Raw genomic sequence first — 19,723 nt, forward strand, 5'->3', positions numbered from 1 at the left:
ATCAGAGCCCCGCTTCCTTGACCCAGGGGCGCACAGGCTCCCCGGCTTGCATGCGGCTGGCACCCGCGGTCACCAGACGATCACCGGCATTCAACTCCCCCGTGATCACCAGCCCCTCGCCCGTGGCCTGAAGCACCTCGACGGGCACGGCTTCCACCGTCCCCTGCCCTGCCTTGCCCTCGTCCTCGACGTCCGGTGACGTCTCGGTGGCAGCAGAGCCGTCTTCCATATAACGCCACACCACGGCCTGCTGCGGGTCGGCATCGCGCATCACCACCGCTTCCACCGGGACACGCCATTGCCCCCCGGTGGCCCCCGTCAGCTGCTGCATGTCCAGCTCGACCGTCGCGCTCATGCCGGACAGCACGGTGATGTCCTGAGGCTCCGGCAGGGTCAGGGTGACCTGATAGCTCAGCGAGCCCTCACTGGCGCTGGTGTCATGCTCCTTGTAGCGCGCCGGATAGCGCTGTTCACCGCGCCCGAAGCGTACCCAGACCAGCGCTGCATCCTCCTGACGCCCGGCCATGGCACGCTCACGGTCGATGGCGCGCACCTGGCGTTCCGGCAGATTGAAGGTCACGTCGATCTGACCGGGCTGCTGGAGCACCGCGATGGTTTCCTGCGCCGTGACCACCTGATAGTTGTCCACCGGCACTCGGGCGATCACCCCGTCATAGGGGGCTTTCAGCTCGGTATAGCTGAGCTGGTCCTGCGCCTGGGAGTACTGGGCCTGTGCCGACTGGAATTCCGCCTGCGCCTCATCGAAGCGTGCACGGCTGATGGCGCCCTTCTCCACCGAGTACTTCATGCGCTTGTAGGTCGCCTGGGCGAGATTGAAGCTGGAACGGGCGTTGTTGAGCTGGCTGCGGGCATCACGATCATCCAGCTGCGCGATCAGCTCACCCTGCGTGACCTCCTGGCCGGCCTGCACGTTGAGCTCACGCAGCTCACCGCCGATCCGGAACGAGAGATTGGAACGCTCGGAGGCCTCGACCACGCCGGGATAGCGCTGAATGACACCGCCCCCCTCATCCGACAATGACAGCAATTTGACCGGATGCACCTTCTGCTTCTTCAGCGGCGCCTCGGCCTCGCTGCAGGCCGAAAGCCCGAGGGCCAGCAGCAGACCGGCAAACAGCTGCAGAGCAAGGCCTCCGCGCCAGGCGGCGGGAGTACGCAGGTGTGGCTTGGCACCAGGTCGAAGTTTCATCAGCAGGCCCTTGAGTCATTGGAATGGAAAAGCACAAAACGAAGATCTGTCATCTGTCCGGCAATGCGTACGGCCATGGCTCACGGCGCTGGATGACGAAGCGCTATCGCGTCCCAGGCCATCTCGAAGGCCTGGTCGAAGCAGGCATCACTGATGGCCGGCACCTGACAGCCCGAGCCCTGCAGCAGGCTGTAGATCGAACGAAACATGAACACCTCGATGAGAGCGATGTCGATCTGTTTCAGAATGCCGGTCCGCTGGCCCTGCGCGAAGGCTTCCAGCAAGGGCGCGGCCCGCTCCTGGTTGGCCACCTTCAGGGCGTCCCGCATATGCGAGGAGTGAAGAAACTGATCATGAAACCGGAACAAGGCGGGCTGGCGGCGCCCCAGCATCACCAGGGCGTGCCACACCCGACACAGCGCTGACTTGAGCTGCCAGGCCGCGGGGGACATCGCGGGCGATGTGACCCGTGATACCTGCGCGTCCGGCTCGGCCTCGAAGGCATCAAGCGCCACCTCGATGATGCGACGGCTGACCTCGCTGAAGGTGGCCTCCAGCAAGTCGTCCTTGTCGCGATAGTAAAGATAGAGCGTTCCGGGGGACATGCCGGCAGCACGCGCGATGCGTGCCACGGAGGTCACGGCAAAACCATGCTCGGCCACCTCATGCAGAGTGGCTTCCAGCAGCGCCTGCTGCTTGTGTTCATCACGATGGCGCATGGCCTGTCTGCCTCTGGATCTGCTCAGGATGAGAATCCACACAAAATAAATGAACGTTCATTTATTTACAACCAGCCATTGCGCCAGCCGGCCCCCGCCTTGCCATGCAGACGGCGGCTCTGACGCAGACACCACCAGGCCCCACCTGCCTCAGACCAGGCAAGGAAAAACGGACAAGGAAAAACAGGCAAAGAAAAAGCGCAGCTCAAGGAGCTGCGCTTGCACGATCAAGACGGGCAGACAGGGAGACGCGAAAACGTCAGCGCCTCAGCTCTCCGGGTCGATGATCGCGATGATATGGTCTTCCAGATCCTGCTGGCGCACCGAGGCCTCGGAGACGGCGAAGCGTGACACCGCGACACCGGCACGCTTGACGCTTCTGGCATCCCCGGTCAGCAGCGGATGCCATTCTGGCAGCTCACGGCCTTCATTCAGGCGGCGATAACCACAGGTTTCCGGCAGCCAGCGCAGCTTGCCTACCGTCTCGACATCCAGCGGGATGCAGCCCGGCACGCGTGTGGCGCGATTGGGGTAATCACGGCAGCTGACCTTGCGCACATCCAGCAGGCGGCAGGCGACATCCAGTACCGCGATGTCGCCACTGTCTTCATCCTCGAATTTCAGCAGGCAGCATTGGCCACAGCCATCACACAGTGCCTCCCACTCGGCCGTGTTCAGCTCCGAAAGCGCATGCCGCTCCCAGAAACGCTCACGTTTTCCGCCGTCAGGTTGCGGAACATCACTCATCTTGCTCTCCTCGCCCTGCCGGGCAGCAGGGTCGGTCCAGTCGGTCTCGTCTGACGACGGGCAGTCGTCAGTAGTGCGTTTCCGGCGGCGTCACGCCAATCTCCTTGAGGAGATTTTCCTTGACCGGCGGCATCTGCAGGTAGAAGCCCTGCTCCCGAATCTTCTCCAGCACCGTGGTGCTGGCCACACGCGCCAGCGGCTTGTCGGCACGGATCAACAGCGTCATCAACGGCGCAGGCCTGCCGAAGATCTCCAGCAGGGACTCCGGCACATCCTTGAGACCTCGCGTCTTCTCGACGTACAGATACATCTCGTCCTTGCGGGCGCTCTTGTAGATCTCGCAGATCATCTTGTCATCAGTCATCGGGACCACCCATCACGTCATCTTGCAGCGCATGCGCGCATCAGCGTGCGCACGGGACACGAGCGCACGACGTCTCACATTGGTTACGTGATCGCCCCCGGCCATGCCGGAGGCAATCCTTGACTCATTCCGGCTGGAACGCCTTGGCGAGGCGCTCGGCCAGCAGCGCGCCGCGCCAGCCACCCGGCAACGGCAGCGGCTCACCTTCGTAGTCGGCGATCACCAGCGCTTCCATGTCGCGACGCTTGCCGAGAATCTCAGGCTTGAGGTCCTGGGCCTCGGCGACCGCGTTGACCTCACGCTTGAGGCGCTTCATGCGCGCCTTCCATTCCGGCGCCAACGGCGACGGCGGCACGCGCGGCAACTGGCTGTCATCGATCATCGCCACGTCCTTGAGAATTTCCAGCACGCTGTCGCCGATGCGCTTGATCTGCGGCGGGTGGAGCCCCTCGACCTTGGCCAGCTCGAAACGATTGACCGGCAGACGCTCGCAGATGGCGAACAGCTGGGCATCCGCCAGCAGGCGCGAGCGCGGCACGTCACGCAGACGAATCTGGGCCTCACGCCACTCGCACAGGGACTGCCAGGCGGCCAGCCCACGCGGCGTGAGCTTCCACAGGCTGCGATGGCGCTTCCAGTACTCCGGGTCCGGCGTGGCACCCCCGCTGCTGCCCGGGGCACTGCAGTCCTCTTCCAGCCAGGCCATGCGACCCAGCTGATTCAGGGCCTCACGCTGCTGTGCCCAGACCTGCGGCAGGAACAGCACGTCCAGAGCGGCATAGTCACACTGCGCCTGACTCAGCGGACGCTTGAGCCAGTTGGAGCGCGTCTCTTCCTTGGGCACCGTGATGCCGGCCACACGTTCGACCAGACGCTGATAACCCATGGAGGCCTCGCCACCCGTGAGCCCTTCGGCGATCTGGGTATCGATCAGCGGTGCCGGCGCCACGCCCGCCCAGCGCAGGAAGACTTCCATGTCCTCGCCGCAGGCATGCAGCAGCTTGAGCGGCCCCTCAGGACCCAGCAGACGCTTGAGCGCGTCACTGGCCGGCACCACCGTGGGGTCGATCAGGAAGATGCGCGGCATCTTGCCATCCGCACCGGGCAGCTCACCATCGTGGGCCGCCATCAGCTGCACCAGTGCCGGAATCGGGAAGAAGGTGGACTCACGGATGAACTCGGTGTCCAGCGCCAACCAGTCGGCGTCCTCAAGTTCGGCACAGGCAGCGGCCAGCGCTTCGGGGGTCTCGACCCAGATGGCGTCGAAGTCTAGCTCTGACAGCAGTGCGGTGGCGGCGGATTGATCACTCATCTGCAAGAATATCTCATGGTGACTGGCTTGCCCGGGCAAGCGATAAATGAAGGGTGACGGGCACTCGCCAGACACCGGGCGGAAACGACGGCGGGCGTGGTGGTTCCTGACCACCACGCCCGCAGACGTGCTGCTGTTGTTGCCTTTCGGACGCTTTGCGTCAAGGACATGCCGCTGGCGAAACGCGATCGGGCGAACCCGACACGTTCAGATCTCGCCGAGGGTAAAGGGCAATCGGCCGCTGAAGGCACGACTCAGCGTACCACCATCGACATATTCCAGCTCGCCACCCATCGGCACGCCATAGGCCAGTCGTGTCAGCTTGAGGGGCTGCCCGCCATGCGCCACATCGCGAAGCTGCTCGGCGATGTAGTGCGCGGTGGCTTCGCCCTCGACCGTCGGGTTGGTGGCCAGCACCAGCTCTTCGATCTGACTCTCGCGTACACGGGTTTCCAGCGCATCCAGGCCGATGTCCTCAGGCCCGATGCCGTCCAGCGGTGACAGGTGGCCATGCAGCACGAAGTAACGTCCCACGTAGCCACCCGCCCCTTCGATGGCAAGCTGGTCCGCGGGGGACTCCACCACGCAGAGCACTCGCTCATCACGCCGAGGACTCAGGCACAGCTGACAGATCTCTTCTTCCGTCAGCGTCCGGCAGCGCGCGCAATAGCCGACACGCTCCAGCGCCTCGCCGAGTACACCGACCAGCCGGTCGGCCCCCATGCGATCACGCTCCAGCAGATGCAGCGCCATGCGCTGTGCGGTACGCGGACCGACGCCCGGCAGCACGCGCAGGGCATCCAGCAGCTGATCGACCAGCGGCGAGAATCCCATCAGAACGGCATCTTGAAGCCGGCCGGAAGGTTGAGACCCGCAGTCGCCTCTTCCATCTGCTTCTTGGAATTGACCTCGACCTTGCGCACCGCGTCGTTGACGGCAGCGGCCAGCAGGTCTTCCAGCAGTTCCTTGTCCTCTTCCATCAGGCTCGGGTCGACCTCGACGCGCGAGACGTCATGGCGCCCGTTCATAGTGATCTTGACCATGCCGGCACCGGCTTCGCCCTGGACTTCGGCCTTGGCCGCTTCTTCCTGGACCTTCTGCATGCGCTCCTGCATTTCCTGCGCCTGCTTCATGATGTTGCCCATACCGCCTTTTCCACCAAACATGGCTCACCTCATCAATGACGTGTTGTACATGAACTAACGATAAATGCTGTCTGCCAGCCGCGCCATCTGGCATGGCTGGCGTGGGGGCACATGCCCGCAAGCACGTCCCCCCGGAATCCGGGAGCGTCACCGGTCGCGGTGACCGATGACGCTCGATCAGAAATTGTCCGGCTCGAAGGAGTTGACGCTTTCCTCGATCAAGCGCGCGCCCAATTGCTGCTCCAATGACTGGATATGCGGGTCAGCACGCAAGGCTTCAACCGCCCGCAGCTGACGCTCGCCCAGCAGTCGAATGCGTCGGCTGTGAGGTGTCTCGAGACCCTTCGGCAGCGGGCCGACATTGATCTCGAGTTCCCGCACCACGCCCTGCCCTGCCAGCGCCTTGTGAATGCGCTCCCGGTGAACATCCGCCATCATCGCGGACTGGGCAGGGTCCAGCCTCAGCTTGAGGTGCGTGCCATCATCGTGCTCGACCAGACAGTGCGCACCGATGTTGCGTGTGATGCCGCCAAGCCCCAGCGCCGGGAACAGCTCCAGCCACGCCGCGTGATTCAAGCGGCCATCACCACTCGGCGCATCGGATGGCGCAGGCGCTGATGCCTGAACCGGCGCGGGAGCCGCTGCCGGCATCGGTTCCGCTGCCTCGACAGGCTTGGGCATGACCGGCTCAGACATGGCGGGCTCAGACACGACCGGCGCAGCAGGCTCTGGTTGTGCTGGCGCTGACAATTCAGCAGACGTCGGCGCTGCTGTTTCAGCAGGCTCCGGTGCTGATGCTTCAGCGGGCTCCGGCTCCGGCTCCGGTTCCGGCTCCGGTTGCGCCGAACCAAAGGCGGCGCTCAGGCGTGACATCGCCGAGCTGGGCGCAGCGGCTGCCTGTGCGGGCGCAGCCACCGGCTCCGACGGCTGCGGCGCTTGCGCCCCCGTGGCAGACATCACCGGAGCTGGCTCGGCAGCCGGCGCTGACCCTGTCGCGGCCGATGTCTGGGGCTCATCTTGTGTCAGGTCGCGAAAGCCGGCATCCCGGGCGTCATGGGGAACGTCCTCCGTCGCCCAGGGGGGCGGCTCATCGGCCATCGGCGGCTGTACTTCAGTCACCGGTGCGGCAGACTGCGCCGCGGCGGGAGCCACAGAGGCAGCCGGGGCCTGCTGTACCGGTGCTTCTTGAACAGGAGCCTGCTGAGCCGGAGCTTGTTGAACAGGAGCCTGTTGAGCCGGAGCCTGCGGCGCGGGCACCTGTGGTGCCGGGGCTTGAGCGGCGCCCTCCGGCTGGCCGGTCATCGGCAGCGGCGTCTGCGCCGGACGCGGCACGCCCTGCGGGCGGAAGGCCAGCATGCGCAGCAACGTCATCTCCAGCGCGGTGCGGGCATCCGGCGCATTGGCCATGTCGGCGCGCCCCTGCAGGGCGATCTGGTAATAGAGCTGCACGTCTTCGCCTGTGAAGCGGCTGGCCAGCGCCAGCAGTGCATCACGGTCACCATGGCCGTTGTCCAGCGCGCTCGGCACCATCTGAGCGATCGCCAGGCGATGGAAGACGGAGGCCATGTCATCCAGCACCCCACCGTAATCCGGGCCCTGCTCGGCCAGCGTCGCGACCTCCGCCAGCAGACTCGCGGCGTTCAATTCCGCCAGACATTCCAGCAGCGCCAGCACATGACGGTGATCCAGGGTGCCCAGCATGGCGGCGACATCTTCGCGCCGCACCTGACCATGCCCGAAGGCGATCGCCTGGTCCGTCAGACTCATGGCGTCACGCATCGAGCCATCGGCGGCCTTGCCGAGCAACCACAGCGCGTCTTCCTCGAAGCTGACTTCCTCACGCCCGAGAATGTCGGTGAGGTGCTCGACCACGCGGACCGGCGGCATGTTCTTGAGCGTGAACTGCAGACAGCGCGACAGGATGGTGACCGGCAGCTTCTGCGGGTCGGTGGTCGCGAGCAGGAATTTCACGTGGGGCGGCGGCTCTTCCAGCGTCTTGAGCAGCGCATTGAAACTGTGGGTCGACAGCATGTGCACCTCATCGATGAGGTACACCTTGTAGCGTCCCTGGGTCGGGGCGTACTGGACGTTGTCCAAAAGCTCACGCGTGTCCTCGACCTTGGTCCGCGAGGCGGCGTCGACTTCGATCAGGTCGACGAAGCGCCCCTCGTCGATCTCGCGACAGGTGCCACACACGCCGCAGGGTCTGGAGCTGACACCCTCCTCGCAGTTCAGACACTTGGCGAGAATGCGCGCCAGCGTCGTCTTGCCGACACCGCGAGTCCCGGTGAACAGATAGGCATGGTGCAGGCGCCCCTGATCGAGGGCATTGACCAGCGCACGGCAGACATGCTCCTGACCGATCAGTTCGTGAAAATTGCGCGGGCGCCACTTGCGCGCCAATACCTGATAGCTCATTGAGCGAGGCATTCCTTGGGTGATCTGAAACATGAGCGGAAAGCCTGCACGACCCGGATAAGCGTCACCACCGACAGTCGACAGACGGAGACCGATGACGCGGCCTCGCTGAGAATGCGCTCATTCTAGCGACTTGCCGAGTGGCTTCAAAGCACGTAACCACTTGTGCAACGGGATTGCTGTCTCCAGGCCCGCATGACGGGCCCGACGGCGGAACATGACAGTCGAACATGATGATCAAGCATGAGGATCGCACACGGGTGTTGGTCATAGATGCCGAACGCGGGTGTTGAACATAAGCGCCGAACGCGGGTGCTGGACGCGGATATTGAACATAAGCGCCGAACAGGGAAGCCAAAGGCACAAGACGGACACGACAAGACGCCCGACAGGGCATGGCAACATACGAAGGAGTCGATCAGGGGACTTGCGGGGGAACACGTAGACGAGGCATTTCAGGCATGCGGATCTTTGCTGCCCTGAAATGGAGGCGGCCCCATCAGCCACATCCCGGCACACGCGTCAGCCACTACCGTTGCTCCCTTCCGGGCCTGGCGGGGTTTGCAGCCTAGCATTGCGGGAGGACCAACAGGGCCACCACAGACATGATCAATCGGTGAACTACCGAGCCAATCGCTTGAACTTCAAGCACTTGGCGTGATCAAGGCGCACACTATAACAGCGTGTTGCCGCCCTCACAAGAGGGGGATGTCGCAGCGCCTCAATCCCCCTTCCTCTCATCGCACGCCTCGCCGTCAGGTACCGGCGCACGCCTCCGGAAATGGCGCACCATCAGCGGTAGCGCCAGCATCAATACGATCATGCGCAGAAGGTGATGAAAGGCGACGAAGACGGGATCGAGATCCAGCGCCACCGCCAGCAGCGCCATCTCGCCGATACCGCCCGGTGCCAATGCCAGAAAGGCCACATCGCGCGGCACGCCCATTGCCTGATGGATCACTTCGGCGAAGCCACCCAGTACCGCAAGCGCGATCAGTGTCGCGACACCCGATTGCCCCATCAGCCCCGCCAGTCTGGCGGGCGACAGCCCCTTGAAACGTGCCCCGATGGCGCAGCCCAGCACCAGCTGCATCACGTCCGTCCCCCATATCGGGGGCGCAAAGCGCACCACCTCGGCCAATGTCAACGCCATCGCCACCAGCAATGGCCCCAGCAACGCGGCATTCGGCAAGCGCAGGCGCCTGCCCAGAGGCAACAGCAATGGCAGCGTCAGTACCAGCCACAGCCCGCTCACCAGCGGGTCGCCTGCCCCGTCCGCTCCACCGCCTCCCTCCAGCAGCCAGTAGAGCGGCGGCAGGATGAGTATCACCAGCAGCACGCGCAGCGACTGGGCCACCGCGATACGCTGGGCATCGCCGCCACTGCGCTCCCCGATGATCACCATCGCCGTCAGCACCCCGGGCACCGAGGCGAACCAGGCACTGGTGGCATCGAAGCCGCAGCGTCGATACCAGGCGGCACAGGCCAGTGTCGAGGCCAGCACGCCGAGCAACAGCAATGTCCCCGACAGCCACCAGCTGGCAAAATGCGAGACCAGCTCCGGCGACACTCGCGCTCCCAACGTCAGACCCAGCACCCCGAGAAACAGGCTGCGCAATCGCTCCGGCACGGCGAGTGTCAGCCCGGCCATGGCACCGAGCAGATTGGCGACCAGCGGCCCCAGCATCCACGCCAGCGGCATGCCGGTCAGCTGGAAGAGGCTGCCTCCCGCCACGCCCAGCGCCAGCGAGACCGCCAGCGATTTCCACTGATCGTTATCCACGGATGGAGTCCTGAAGCGCTGTCTGACAGCGCGCGCGAACGAGATGAGTGACATTCCGACATCCTTGTCAGCGGCACGAGGGGAGCCTGTGATGGTACGCTAGCCACATGGCTTGTTGCCCTGATGATCCTACCGTGAATCGTGGTGCCTTCGGCAGCCACCTGAACGGGAATACCGTGCATCTCCCGGAGCCCGGATGACCCCCACGCAATCGACACCTTCCACACCTTCCCGACAGACGCCGTCACTGCTGCTGGTGGAGGACGACGCGCTGCTCTCCAGTACCCTGCACAGTGTCTTCATCAGCGAGGGACTCGACGTCACGCACCTGGCCGATGGCAGCGCGGCGCTGGCGCGACTCTCGCCAGGACAGCCGCACGGCTTCGCGCTGGTCGTGCTGGATCTCAACCTGCCCGGCGCCTCTGGGCTCGAGATACTGGCCGCCCTGCGTGAGCACGATCGCCATACCCCGGTCCTGATTCTCACCGCCCGCGGTGCCATCGAGGATCGCGTACGCGGACTGGATCTCGGTGCCGACGACTACCTCGCCAAACCCTTCGTGCTCGATGAACTGGAAGCCCGCGTGCGTGCTCTGCTGCGTCGTCATGCCAATCATCAGGCCAGCCAGGCCACGCATCAGAGCCGGGCGCTCGAACAGCGACTGGTGGTGGGCAGTCTGGCCTTCGAGCCGCTGAATGGTCGCTTCCTGCTGGCCGAGGCACCGCTGTCACTGCCCCCGCGCGAGCAGCGTCTGCTTGGCTGCCTGATCCAGCACGCCGGTGAGCCGGTGGACAAGGCCCGCCTGACCCGCGAGGCCTTCGGCGAGCAGGAGGCGGTCGGCGACAACGCCATCGAGGTCTATGTCCACCGCCTGCGCAAGCGCTTGGACGGCAGCGACGTCAGTCTGCGCACCATTCGCGGCCTCGGCTATCTGCTGGAACAGGCCCCGGCGGAGAGCCGGACTCCTTGAGCGCGCTCGACTCTCACCAGGCCACGGCATCCCCACAGCCACCACGCGATGCCCAACAGCCCGTCAGTCTCTATCGTCGTCTGCTGAGCTGGCTGCTGATCCCGCTGCTGGCCCTGGGTACCCTGTTGCTGGTGCAGGCCTTCCTGTCCGCGCGTGAAGCCGCGGACCGCGCCTATGATCGTCTGCTGGAAGCCTCGCTGGTGACCATCGCCGAGCAGGTCAAATGGCAGGATGGTCAGCTATGGCTCGACCTGCCGCCGGCAGCCCTGGAAATGCTGGCCACCGATGCCCAGGAGCGGGTCTTCTACAGCCTGGTGGACGCCGATGGCGAGCAGGTCACGGGCAACACGCGGCTGCCCGATGCACGAAGCGAGGCCGGCGCGCATGGCACGCGGGACGAGATGGCGGGACGCAGTGGCGAACTGGCCTTTCGCGACATCGCCTGGCAGGGGCAGGCACTGCGCCTGGGCACGCTCGATACCCGCCTCGGTGGTTGGGGTGATGACCCGCGTCATGGCCAACGCTTCAGCATTCGTGTCGCCCATACCCGCGAAGGGCGCGATGCGCTGACCCAGGAGCTGTACCGTGGCTCGCTGGTGCGCCTGGCAGGCATGGCCATTCTGGCCCTGATGGTAGTGCTGGTGGGCGTGCGCATGGCGCTTGCGCCCCTCACGCGGCTGCGGCGAGCCATCCGCGAACGCGACCCGCGCAGCCTGGCGGCCTTGCAACTGACGCTGCCGCGCGAGCTTGAGGAACTCAAGCATGCCCTCAATGAGCTGCTGTCCCGCATGCGCCGGGTCCGTGCCAATCAGGAGCGCTTCATCGGCGATGCCTCCCATCAGTTGCGCACGCCCCTGGCCGGTCTCTCCGCGCATGCCGAGCTGGCCCTGCGCCAGCAGGACCCGAGCGCCTGGCACGCGGCACTGGCACAGATGCAGGCCACCGCCAGTCACACCGCCCACCTGGCCAATCAGCTGCTGTCGCTGACACGCCTCAACAATCCGGAAGTGCAACCTCCTCGGGTGCCGCTGGAGCTCTCGAGCCTGGTGCGCGACACGGTCAGCCGTCATTTCCTGCGCTGTGATCGCGCCGGTGTGGATCTCGGCCTCGAGATCGCGCCGGACATCGACCATGCCGCCTGGACGCCGGGTGTGGACTGGCAACTGCAGGAGGCGCTGGCCAACCTGATCGACAACGCCTGCAAGCATGGCGCGCGGGTAGTGACCGTGACGCTGAGCCGCGAGCACGCGATACCCGCCAGCGGAGAAAACGCGGCACGTGAATCGGCCACGCCAGGCCGTCTACGCCTGAGCGTCGAGGATGATGGCCCGGGCATCACGCCGGAGCGGCGTCTGCTGGTGCTGCGCCCCTTTCATCGCCATGCCCGGGCAGACCAGCACCCGGCCGCCCAGCCGATGTCCGATTCCTCAGGCGGCCAGACACCCGAGCAGAGTGGCGCAGGGCTCGGGCTTGCCATCGTCGATGGCATTGCCCGCCACCACGATGCCCGGCTGTCATTGGAGGCCTCCGACCCTGTCCCCGCTGATGGCGCTCGGCCGGGACTGCGCGTGAGCTTTCACCTGCTGCCCTGCCCGCCTCCCGTGACCGCCACTGCCCCAGCCTCACGCGAGGCATCGACCGGCCCCAAGGGGGATGCATGTTGAGAACGCACCGCTGCTGGGCCGCCGTGCTCACCGTCGTCGGGCTGGCCATCGCGTCGTTGTGCTCGGCACAGGACACCGCGAGCTTCGACCCGCAACTCGATGAGCATCAGGCACTCTGGCTCAAGGCAGGAGAGCCCGTGGCCGCGCAGGCCGTCCAGTCCGGGGAAGAGGCGGATCTGGTGATCCATGCAGCGCTGGATCTGCCCGAGATTCGTCCGCTGCTGCAACGTTACAGCCGCGAACACCCCGGGATGCTGCTGCATTACGTCAATCGCTCCGCGCTGGCGCTGGAAGCCCGCTATCTGGCCGCCCCCCTGACACCTCGGGCCGACCTGATGATCTCCTCGGCCATGGGCCTGCAGTACCGTCTGGCCAATGGCGGCCATGCACGCCCGCTGCAAGCCGCGAACCTGACAGGCTGGCCCGAGAGCTCACGCTGGCGCAATGAGCTGTTCGCCATGAGCTTCGAGCCCATCGTGATGGTGGCGCGCCGCGATGCGCTGAAGCGTCTGGCCGACAGCGAAGGACTGCGCGACCCTCGCGATGCCCTGCGCAGTCATCGGGATCTCTGGCACCTGCTGGAGACACGCCGGGAGCTGCTGCGCGGTCGCGTGATCACCTACGACCCGCGTCGCAGCGGCTCCGGCTTCACCTATGCCGTCTCCGATGCCCGTCAGTCGCCTCGCTACTGGACACTGGTGCGCGCCATGGGTCAGGCCGATGCACGGCTGGTGACCACCACCGGCGCCATGCTCGAGGCACTGGCCAACGGCGAGGTGGATATCGCCTACAACCTGGTCGGGCCCTATGCCATCTCCTTTGCCCGCGCGCACCCTGAGCTGCTGGTGATCGTGCCGGAAGACTACGTGCTGATTCAGCGCCGACTGGCGTTCGTGCCGCGCCAGGCAGCGCATGGTGATGCCGGCGAGGCATTTCTGGACTGGTGGTTGAGTCTTGAGGGCCAACAGGCGGTGGCCAGTGACAGCGATCTGGGCGCATTGCATCCCGAGGTGAGCGGTGACGGCAGCGCGCGTGATCTGCGTGAACGTCTCGGCAACGCGCTGCGCCCCATCGAGATAGGCCCCGGCCTGCTCGCCACCCTCGACAGGCTCAAGCAGGCCAGCTTCCTGAGCCGCTGGGCGCTGGAGTTTCGGGCCCCGGCGCCCGGGCCCAGGTCTGGCTCTGAGCCTGACTCTGAGTCTGAAACCGGGCCTGCGCCTGAGACTCAAGCAACACCGGCCTCACCGGCAACGCTCGACGACTAGCGGCCGCCGCCATCTCCCCCGTCGCCGTCCGTCGCGTCGGGCGCGGATTCGCGCAACCCGGCATCTTCACGGCCGCCCACGCCGGTGGTCGGCTTGCGACGAGCGATCAAGGCGCCACCCTCACGGTGCTCGCTGCTTGACGGTGCGTCTCCCGTCTCGGCTCCAACGCTTTCCGGCGAGCCGCTGGCCGCTCTGAGCGGCTCGCCCGTGGCCGCTCGCTGCTCGATGAGACGCTCGGTGCCATCCTGACGATGCAGCCAGACATCCATCTGCTGGAAGGCCACCTTGAGACCGTTCTCGCGGAAGCGTGCATCGACCCAGCGATTGATCTCGTCTGTCGCATACAGGCGGTCAGTAAGGTCGTTGACGTAGATGCGCAGCTCGAAGCCGAAGTTGTCCTTGTTGTAGCTCAGACAGAACACCAGAGGCTCCGGGTCCTTGAGCACCCGCCTGTTCTCCTGGGCAGCCTGCATCAGCAGGCGGTGCGCCAGATCCAGATCACTGCCATGGGCGACGCCGAAGTTGAGCACCACCCGCGTCACGTTGTCCGAGAGTGACCAGTTGATCAGCTGGTCGGTCACGAACACCTTGTTGGGAATGATGATCTCCTTGCGGTCGAAATCCGTCACCGTGGTGGCACGGATACGGATACGACTGACCGTCCCGTGCAGATTGCCGATGGTGATGGTGTCGCCGATGCGTACCGGGCGCTCGAACAGGATGATCAGACCCGAGATGAAGTTGGCGAAGATCTCCTGCAGACCGAAGCCCAGGCCGACACTCAACGCCGCCACCAGCCACTGCAACTTGTCCCAGCTGACGCCCATGCTGCCCAGTGTCATCACGAAGCCCGTCGCCATGATCACGTAGGACAGCAGCGAGGTGATGGCATAGCTCGACCCCTGCTTGAGTTCGAGCCGCGACAGGATCGAGACCTCCAGCAGGCCCGGCAGGTTGCGCGCCATCATCACCGCGACTCCGAGAGTGACCAGCGCCGCGATCAGATCCGCCAGCGAGATGGGGGTCGCGGAATCTCCCTCGGCCGAGGCAGCGATCTCCCAGACCACGACGCTGTCCAGGTAGCTGAGCACATTGAGCAGATCCGCCCAGACCAGATAGAAGATGAACATGAAGCTGATGACCAGAATCAGCTTCGACAGACGCAACGACTGGGAGTTGACCTGCTCCATGTCCAGCGGCGGCTCCTCGACCACCTCGACGCCGCCCTCCGCGCCTTCCTGCACCTGGGCTCGCCGACGCGCCACGGCACGTCGATACGCCAGACGGCGCGCCGCGACTGCCAGCCCGCGCACCACGGTGGCCTCGACCAGAATCCAGGCACCGAACAGGAACAGCGTGGTGATGAAGCGACCACTGAGGCGCAGTGCCGTGTACTCATACCCCAGGCAGATCAGCACGCCCAGCGCCACCGGCACCATGGCCATGGCCAGCCCCAGAATCAGGCGGAACAGCTTGAGACCGAAGAACGGCACATGCGCCAGGATCAACCGCGAGAGACAGAAGCTCATCGCGCATAGCCCCGAGAACAGGATCAGCAGACCCAGCGGGCGCTCCAGCAGATTGAGATCCGCCTCGCTGATGATGTTGGTGGTCAGGATGACCGGCAGCAGCGCGCAGCCCAGCCACCACAGATGGCGGCGCAGCTCGGCCACGTAGTTGGCGGGCCACTGGAAGTGACGCTCGGCCACGCCGTCCTTGACCAGCAGGCGCCGGAAGATGGCGAAGATCCCCCATGCCAGCGCCAGCTTGAGCAGCGCCTGGCCCAGCGCCCACAGCATGACGCCCTCCCCCAGCGACAGCACGCTGCCGATCAGTGCCAGCGCGAGTGCACCGGGGATCGCCAGCATCACGTTGAGCAGGATCGCCCGCGGAGTGTGCAGCTGGGTGTCCTGCTTGAGGCGGCCTATCTGGGCATGCAGGTCCGCCAGGCGCGATCGGATGTGCGAGCGCTTCCAGGTGATGAAGATCAGCAACAGCAGCCCCGGCAGCGCCACCCACAGATCATTGAGCTGGAAGCCCTTGGACAGCCCCGCCACCACGCCGCGCCATACGGTGGGCTTGAGCTCGTCCGCCAGCATTTGTGGAGTACGCGACAGCCAGTCCAGGTCCAGTGGCTTGCCATTGGCGACCCAGAAGAGCTGCTCCTCGATGGTCTGGCGCAGGCGTCCGGAGACTTCGAGCAACTGCTGCTGGTTGAGCTGCAGATCAATGGCGCGCGCCAGCAGGCTGTCATATTCCTTGTCGAGCTTGTCGACCAGCTCCTTGCGGGCCTCCAGCTGGCGAGTCAGCGCCTGACGCAGCTCGGAGCTGACCGTCTGGGCATCGGCGTTGCCGCCGGGGCGCTCCAGCGCGGCGCTTTCGCTCAGCACTTCGCTTTGCAGATAGTGCGGAATGTCCGCGAGCTGTTCGCGCACCTTGTTGAGTTCGAACTGCTTGAGGCGCAGATCGGCGATCTCTTCCTTCAGGTCCTGACGCACGTCGACCTTGGGCAGATGGCTCTGTTGCTCACGCAGGATACGAGCCAGCAGCACGCTGCCCTTGATGGCCTCGATCTGCTCGCTCATGGTGCGCTCGACCTGGGTGACGCGATCCAGCTGGGTGCGCACCTCGAGACCATCGCGGATCACGGCGTTGACGCGATCCGTGATCGCCAGCAGCTGGCTGCTGAGTTCACGGTTGCGACTCAAGACCTGCTGGAAGATGGGGTTGCTGGCCAGCTCGGCATTCTCGCCGCTGGTGGCCTCCGCGATGGTCTGCTCGGACTGGTCTCGCCGCTTGGCGTTGACCAGGCTCTGCACCACCTTGAGGTCCTGCTCGAGAGTCTCGATACGCCGGCTGTAGAGCGTCTTGCGTACCTGCGCCAGCTCTCGCAGCTGCGAACTGGAGTTGAGCTCGGTATGACTGAGCTCGCCACGTGCCTCGGCCAGGGCCAGACGCGCCTCCAGCAGGTCTCGCCCCGTGCCGGTCAGTGCCTGGCTGTCGCTGCCGGAGAGCTGGGTCTGCAGGCGCTGCACCTGCTGCTGGGCATCCGCCAGGGTCGAACGAGAGCGCTCCGGCAGACTCTGGGCATTGATGAGGCGCCGATTGGTACTCGCGAGCTTGTCCTGCAGGCTCTGGAGCTCGTCCAGGATACGCGTCATGCGCGCATCCAATGCCTCCACCGATTCCTCGGCGAGACTCGCTTCGTCGAGCTGACTGGTGCTGTCGCGAGGCAGACTCGCCAGCGCTGCCTGGGCCTCGGCCAGATCACCCGGCGCCGTCTTCACCTCGGCCTTGATGTCCTTGAGGTTGCTGTTGGCCTCACCGAGATCATCGAGTACCGTCAGGGTTTCCTTGAGATCCGCGATCCGCTGGCGTGTCTCCACGTCAGGCTTCTCGACGCTCTGCAGGTCCTCCAGCTGGCCCTGCACATCGCTGCGCTCCACGACGGCCTGTGCCATGCCGGGCAAGGCGCACAGCAGCACGACAAGCATCATCACGATCCATCGCGTCGTCGCTCTCAGGGAATTCATGCCTGACACATCCATCTCCTCACCCGCATCGTTACCAGAGGCAGACCTCTCGGGGTCCACGATGCCTGCATTGTCAACTGAGCCTCAGTCAGGCGCAATCGCTCCGACACCTCCCCGCCAAGCGCACCATGGGGATGTGAGCGGCAGGCGACAGAGGTGTCGTCAGTTGCCAGCTGGCACCCCACGCCTGCCAGCCAGTAGAATGGCAGACTTGTCATGATCGTTGCCCCATAATGCGCTGCTCGTCTCTTGCGGTGTTACAGACAGGATATTTCCATGCTTCTCTGCCCTACCTCCACCGGCTCTCGGCCAGTCGCGGCATGCCTGTCCGGAATGCTGGCGTCAGCGCTGCTGACCTGCGCCCCACTGGCCAGCGCAGACGTGCCCTACACCATGGACAGCCAGGGCCGCGTGGTACTGGCCAATGGCCAGCGCTTCACGCCCCGAGAACTGGGGATGACTCCGGCCCAGGCGCGTGCAGGGGCACGCAAGAGCGATCCACGTCGCACGCCGATCTATACGCAACCCGCACGTGGCGGCGCAGAGCTGGCGGCGAGTGATGACGCCCCTGCCACCGTGGAAGGTCAGGAGAGTCAGGGGCAGGACAGCCTGGCTCAGAAACGTGCCGAGGAGCGGGTGGTGCTCGAGGACGATGCCGAGAGCAATCCCCTGGCCATCACCGCCTACAAGCGCAACTATCTGCTGCCCTGGGCCTACAACTCGACCCCGAATGAGAGCAGCTTCGCCCAGGTGACCCGTGAAGGCGAGGTGGACAACACCGAGGTGAAGTACCAGCTCAGTCTCAAGGTCGGGCTGGTGAATGACATCTTCGATGACAATGGCGACCTGTACTTCGCCTATACCCAGCGCAGCTGGTGGCAGGCCTACAATTCCGATGCCTCGGCACCGTTCCGCGAGACCAACTACGAGCCGGAAGCCTTCCTTCAGTTCGACAATCGCTATGAACTGCTGGGCTGGACCAACACGCGCAATCGCATCGGTTTCGCCCATCAGTCCAACGGGCGTTCCGACCCGCTGTCGCGCAGCTGGAACCGGGTCTATGCCGACATGATGTTCCAGAATGGCGACTGGGCCGTGGCGATCACGCCGCATTGGCGCGTGCCCGAGGAGTCCGATGAGGACGACAATCCGGACCTCTACAACTACATCGGCTACGGCGACATCACCGTGGGCTATACCGCAGATCAGCACGAGTTCACCTGGATGGTGCGCGGCAACCCCTCCAAGGGCAATTTCGGCAACCAGCTGGATTACTCCTTCCCGCTGTTCGGCAAGGTGCGCGGCTACGTGCAGTACTACCACGGCTATGGCGAGAGCCTCATCGACTACGACCACAGCGTGAACCGCCTGGGGCTGGGCTTCTCGATCAACACCTTCTTCGCCGGCCTGCCAGAGACCTGATCTTCGGCCAGCGCGCCTCTCACGGGCCGCCGAGCCATGATCCCCTCGCCACGCAACGGGCAGCCCAGGCTGCCCGTTGCGTCGTTTCAGGCCGTGCAGACAGGATTCATCCTCCCTGATCCAGATCAACGAATGCGCCTCGGCTCCCCCGATATCATCATCCAGGCATTGCCAGCCCTTGTGTTTGTTCCCGGTGGCCCCAAGGATTTGTTCATGACCAGAAAAGACGCAGCCAGGCAGGAATCGCTGCGACCTGAAAAGGTCATGCCCTGCCGCCAGCGGCGCCCCAGGGAAGACTGAGTTCGAGAGTCATGCGCGCCATCTGGCGCTCACAATTCACGAAATCTGATTCGACACACGGGAAGGAGACACAACATGGCCATGCAGAAAATCGGTGATCATACGACCACAGCCAATTCAGCCACCGGTGCCAACACCGAGCAGCTGAAGGAAGACCTGCGTCATCTCTCCCAGACCGTCGAGGAACTGCTGCACGCCTCGGCCGAGGACTCCCGCGAGAGCATGAAGGAAGCGCGTGCCCGCGCCCAGACCCGCCTGGAAGCCACTCGTGCCCGACTGAGTGCCCAGGGTGACCGTCTGGCCGCCAGCGCGCGTGAATCCGCGGACTGCGCTGACCGCTACGTGCACGACAACCCGTGGACCAGTGTCGGTATCGGCGCTGCCGCCGGTGTCGTCATCGGCATGCTGCTTGGCCGTCGCTGATGCAGGAGCAAGGGCCGGTTGAACGCGTACTTGGCGCCATCCGTCGTCTGACCGCGAGCCTGGTGGAGAGTGGCGAGACGCGTCTGCGTCTCGCCGTGCTGGAGCTCGAGGAGGAACGCGAACGCTTGTTCGTGATGCTGCTGCTGTCAGGTATCGCCCTGATGCTGATCTGCTTCGGTATCGGCCTGGCGATCCTGCTGGTGGTCGTGGCCTTCTGGGATACCCATCGCCTGCTGGCCATCGCCTTGAGCGGCGGTATCCTGCTGGCACTGGGCGGATTGATCGCCTGGCGGGTCAAGGTGATCGCTTCCCAACGCAGCCTGCTGCGCTCGACGCTCAGCAATCTGAGCCGCGACAGCGACAGCCTCAAGGACGTCCGCGCCGACGCACTGGAACGCCAGCGCCAACGCGAAAACCTCTGATGCCCCCCGCCTGCCAGCCCCTGTAA

General features: G+C 64.9%; 16 protein-coding genes and 1 other RNA gene. 6 read left to right on the plus strand and 11 right to left on the minus strand.

Annotated elements, in window-relative coordinates:
- Position 1: 1 nt before the first annotated feature.
- The 10 genes from ACZYGA_RS03060 to ACZYGA_RS03105 form a co-directional block, all read right to left on the minus strand.
- A complete protein-coding gene (locus ACZYGA_RS03060; protein ID WP_404625798.1) occupies positions 2-1,210 on the minus strand; it encodes an efflux RND transporter periplasmic adaptor subunit in 1,209 nt (402 codons plus the stop codon).
- Between the two features lie 80 nt (positions 1,211-1,290).
- The gene (locus ACZYGA_RS03065; RefSeq protein WP_077375426.1) at positions 1,291-1,929 is read right to left on the minus strand and encodes a TetR/AcrR family transcriptional regulator; all 639 of its coding nucleotides are present in this window, start codon (positions 1,927-1,929) and stop codon (positions 1,291-1,293) included.
- A 267-nt stretch (positions 1,930-2,196) separates the two neighbouring features.
- Positions 2,197-2,676 (minus strand): YcgN family cysteine cluster protein, encoded by a 480-nt coding sequence (locus ACZYGA_RS03070; protein ID WP_077375429.1) that lies wholly within the window; start codon positions 2,674-2,676, stop codon positions 2,197-2,199.
- A 67-nt stretch (positions 2,677-2,743) separates the two neighbouring features.
- Entirely contained in the window at positions 2,744-3,040 is a 297-nt protein-coding gene (locus ACZYGA_RS03075) for a YcgL domain-containing protein (protein WP_077375431.1), read from the minus strand.
- A 124-nt stretch (positions 3,041-3,164) separates the two neighbouring features.
- Positions 3,165-4,352, minus strand: a complete 1,188-nt coding sequence (gene rnd, locus ACZYGA_RS03080; RefSeq protein ID WP_404625801.1) for a ribonuclease D — start codon at positions 4,350-4,352, stop codon at positions 3,165-3,167.
- 207 nt (positions 4,353-4,559) lie between these two features.
- The gene (gene recR, locus ACZYGA_RS03085; RefSeq protein ID WP_077375437.1) at positions 4,560-5,186 is read right to left on the minus strand and encodes a recombination mediator RecR; all 627 of its coding nucleotides are present in this window, start codon (positions 5,184-5,186) and stop codon (positions 4,560-4,562) included.
- The gene (locus ACZYGA_RS03090) at positions 5,186-5,518 is read right to left on the minus strand and encodes a YbaB/EbfC family nucleoid-associated protein (RefSeq protein ID WP_077375440.1); all 333 of its coding nucleotides are present in this window, start codon (positions 5,516-5,518) and stop codon (positions 5,186-5,188) included. Before ACZYGA_RS03090 ends, recR begins: the two co-directional genes overlap by 1 nt.
- A gap of 156 nt (positions 5,519-5,674) precedes the next feature.
- Positions 5,675-7,915: a DNA polymerase III subunit gamma/tau gene (dnaX, locus tag ACZYGA_RS03095; protein ID WP_404625804.1), complete on the minus strand. Its 2,241-nt coding sequence runs from the start codon at positions 7,913-7,915 to the stop codon at positions 5,675-5,677.
- Positions 7,916-8,409: 494 nt separating this feature from the next.
- Positions 8,410-8,506, minus strand: an RNA gene (gene ffs, locus ACZYGA_RS03100) — signal recognition particle sRNA small type.
- Positions 8,507-8,636: 130 nt separating this feature from the next.
- Positions 8,637-9,698, minus strand: a complete 1,062-nt coding sequence (locus ACZYGA_RS03105) for an AbrB family transcriptional regulator (RefSeq protein ID WP_404625806.1) — start codon at positions 9,696-9,698, stop codon at positions 8,637-8,639.
- A 196-nt stretch (positions 9,699-9,894) separates the two neighbouring features.
- Between ACZYGA_RS03105 and ACZYGA_RS03110 the strand changes: the two genes are divergently transcribed.
- The 3 genes from ACZYGA_RS03110 to ACZYGA_RS03120 are packed head-to-tail and all read left to right on the plus strand — an operon-like array spanning position 9,895 to position 13,597.
- Positions 9,895-10,668, plus strand: coding sequence for a response regulator (locus tag ACZYGA_RS03110; protein WP_404625808.1), 774 nt, complete (start codon positions 9,895-9,897; stop codon positions 10,666-10,668).
- A complete protein-coding gene (locus ACZYGA_RS03115; protein ID WP_404625810.1) occupies positions 10,665-12,332 on the plus strand; it encodes a sensor histidine kinase in 1,668 nt (555 codons plus the stop codon). The genes ACZYGA_RS03110 and ACZYGA_RS03115 overlap by 4 nt, the downstream gene beginning before the upstream one ends.
- Positions 12,326-13,597 carry an ABC transporter substrate-binding protein gene (locus tag ACZYGA_RS03120; RefSeq protein WP_404625812.1) on the plus strand — a complete coding sequence of 424 codons (1,272 nt, stop codon included), beginning with the start codon at positions 12,326-12,328 and terminating at the stop codon, positions 13,595-13,597. Before ACZYGA_RS03115 ends, ACZYGA_RS03120 begins: the two co-directional genes overlap by 7 nt.
- On the opposite strand, the gene mscK is transcribed toward ACZYGA_RS03120, so the two are convergent.
- Positions 13,594-17,130, minus strand: coding sequence for a mechanosensitive channel MscK (gene mscK / locus ACZYGA_RS03125; protein ID WP_404625814.1), 3,537 nt, complete (start codon positions 17,128-17,130; stop codon positions 13,594-13,596). The genes ACZYGA_RS03120 and mscK overlap by 4 nt on opposite strands.
- Positions 17,131-17,406: 276 nt before the next feature.
- On the opposite strand from mscK, the gene ACZYGA_RS03130 reads away from it, so the two are divergent.
- The 3 genes from ACZYGA_RS03130 to ACZYGA_RS03140 all read left to right on the plus strand — a co-directional run bounded on the left by ACZYGA_RS03130 (position 17,407) and on the right by ACZYGA_RS03140 (position 19,697).
- A complete protein-coding gene (locus ACZYGA_RS03130; RefSeq protein ID WP_240499659.1) occupies positions 17,407-18,552 on the plus strand; it encodes a phospholipase A in 1,146 nt (381 codons plus the stop codon).
- 381 nt (positions 18,553-18,933) lie between these two features.
- On the plus strand, positions 18,934-19,275 hold the full coding sequence (locus tag ACZYGA_RS03135; RefSeq protein WP_065392495.1) for an ElaB/YgaM/YqjD family protein: 342 nt from the start codon (positions 18,934-18,936) through the stop codon (positions 19,273-19,275).
- Positions 19,275-19,697, plus strand: coding sequence for a phage holin family protein (locus ACZYGA_RS03140; protein WP_043333873.1), 423 nt, complete (start codon positions 19,275-19,277; stop codon positions 19,695-19,697). The genes ACZYGA_RS03135 and ACZYGA_RS03140 overlap by 1 nt, the downstream gene beginning before the upstream one ends.
- The last annotated feature ends 26 nt before the right edge of the window (positions 19,698-19,723 follow it).

This window comes from Cobetia sp. BL01 (assembly GCF_056493605.1).

Bases quoted from the DNA above. Each gene is read 5' to 3' on its own strand.
- ACZYGA_RS03070 (WP_077375429.1), bottom strand. From the start codon at position 2,676: ATGAGTGATGTTCCGCAACCTGACGGCGGAAAACGTGAGCGTTTCTGG.
- ACZYGA_RS03135 (WP_065392495.1), top strand. From the start codon at position 18,934: ATGCAGAAAATCGGTGATCATACGACCACAGCCAATTCAGCCACCGGT.
- ACZYGA_RS03140 (WP_043333873.1), top strand. From the start codon at position 19,275: ATGCAGGAGCAAGGGCCGGTTGAACGCGTACTTGGCGCCATCCGTCGT.
- mscK (WP_404625814.1), bottom strand. From the start codon at position 17,130: ATGAATTCCCTGAGAGCGACGACGCGATGGATCGTGATGATGCTTGTC.
- dnaX (WP_404625804.1), bottom strand. From the start codon at position 7,915: ATGAGCTATCAGGTATTGGCGCGCAAGTGGCGCCCGCGCAATTTTCAC.
- ACZYGA_RS03120 (WP_404625812.1), top strand. From the start codon at position 12,326: ATGTTGAGAACGCACCGCTGCTGGGCCGCCGTGCTCACCGTCGTCGGG.
- rnd (WP_404625801.1), bottom strand. From the start codon at position 4,352: ATGAGTGATCAATCCGCCGCCACCGCACTGCTGTCAGAGCTAGACTTC.
- recR (WP_077375437.1), bottom strand. From the start codon at position 5,186: ATGGGATTCTCGCCGCTGGTCGATCAGCTGCTGGATGCCCTGCGCGTG.
- ACZYGA_RS03110 (WP_404625808.1), top strand. From the start codon at position 9,895: ATGACCCCCACGCAATCGACACCTTCCACACCTTCCCGACAGACGCCG.
- ACZYGA_RS03060 (WP_404625798.1), bottom strand. From the start codon at position 1,210: ATGAAACTTCGACCTGGTGCCAAGCCACACCTGCGTACTCCCGCCGCC.
- ACZYGA_RS03090 (WP_077375440.1), bottom strand. From the start codon at position 5,518: ATGTTTGGTGGAAAAGGCGGTATGGGCAACATCATGAAGCAGGCGCAG.
- ACZYGA_RS03075 (WP_077375431.1), bottom strand. From the start codon at position 3,040: ATGACTGATGACAAGATGATCTGCGAGATCTACAAGAGCGCCCGCAAG.
- ACZYGA_RS03065 (WP_077375426.1), bottom strand. From the start codon at position 1,929: ATGCGCCATCGTGATGAACACAAGCAGCAGGCGCTGCTGGAAGCCACT.
- ACZYGA_RS03130 (WP_240499659.1), top strand. From the start codon at position 17,407: ATGCTTCTCTGCCCTACCTCCACCGGCTCTCGGCCAGTCGCGGCATGC.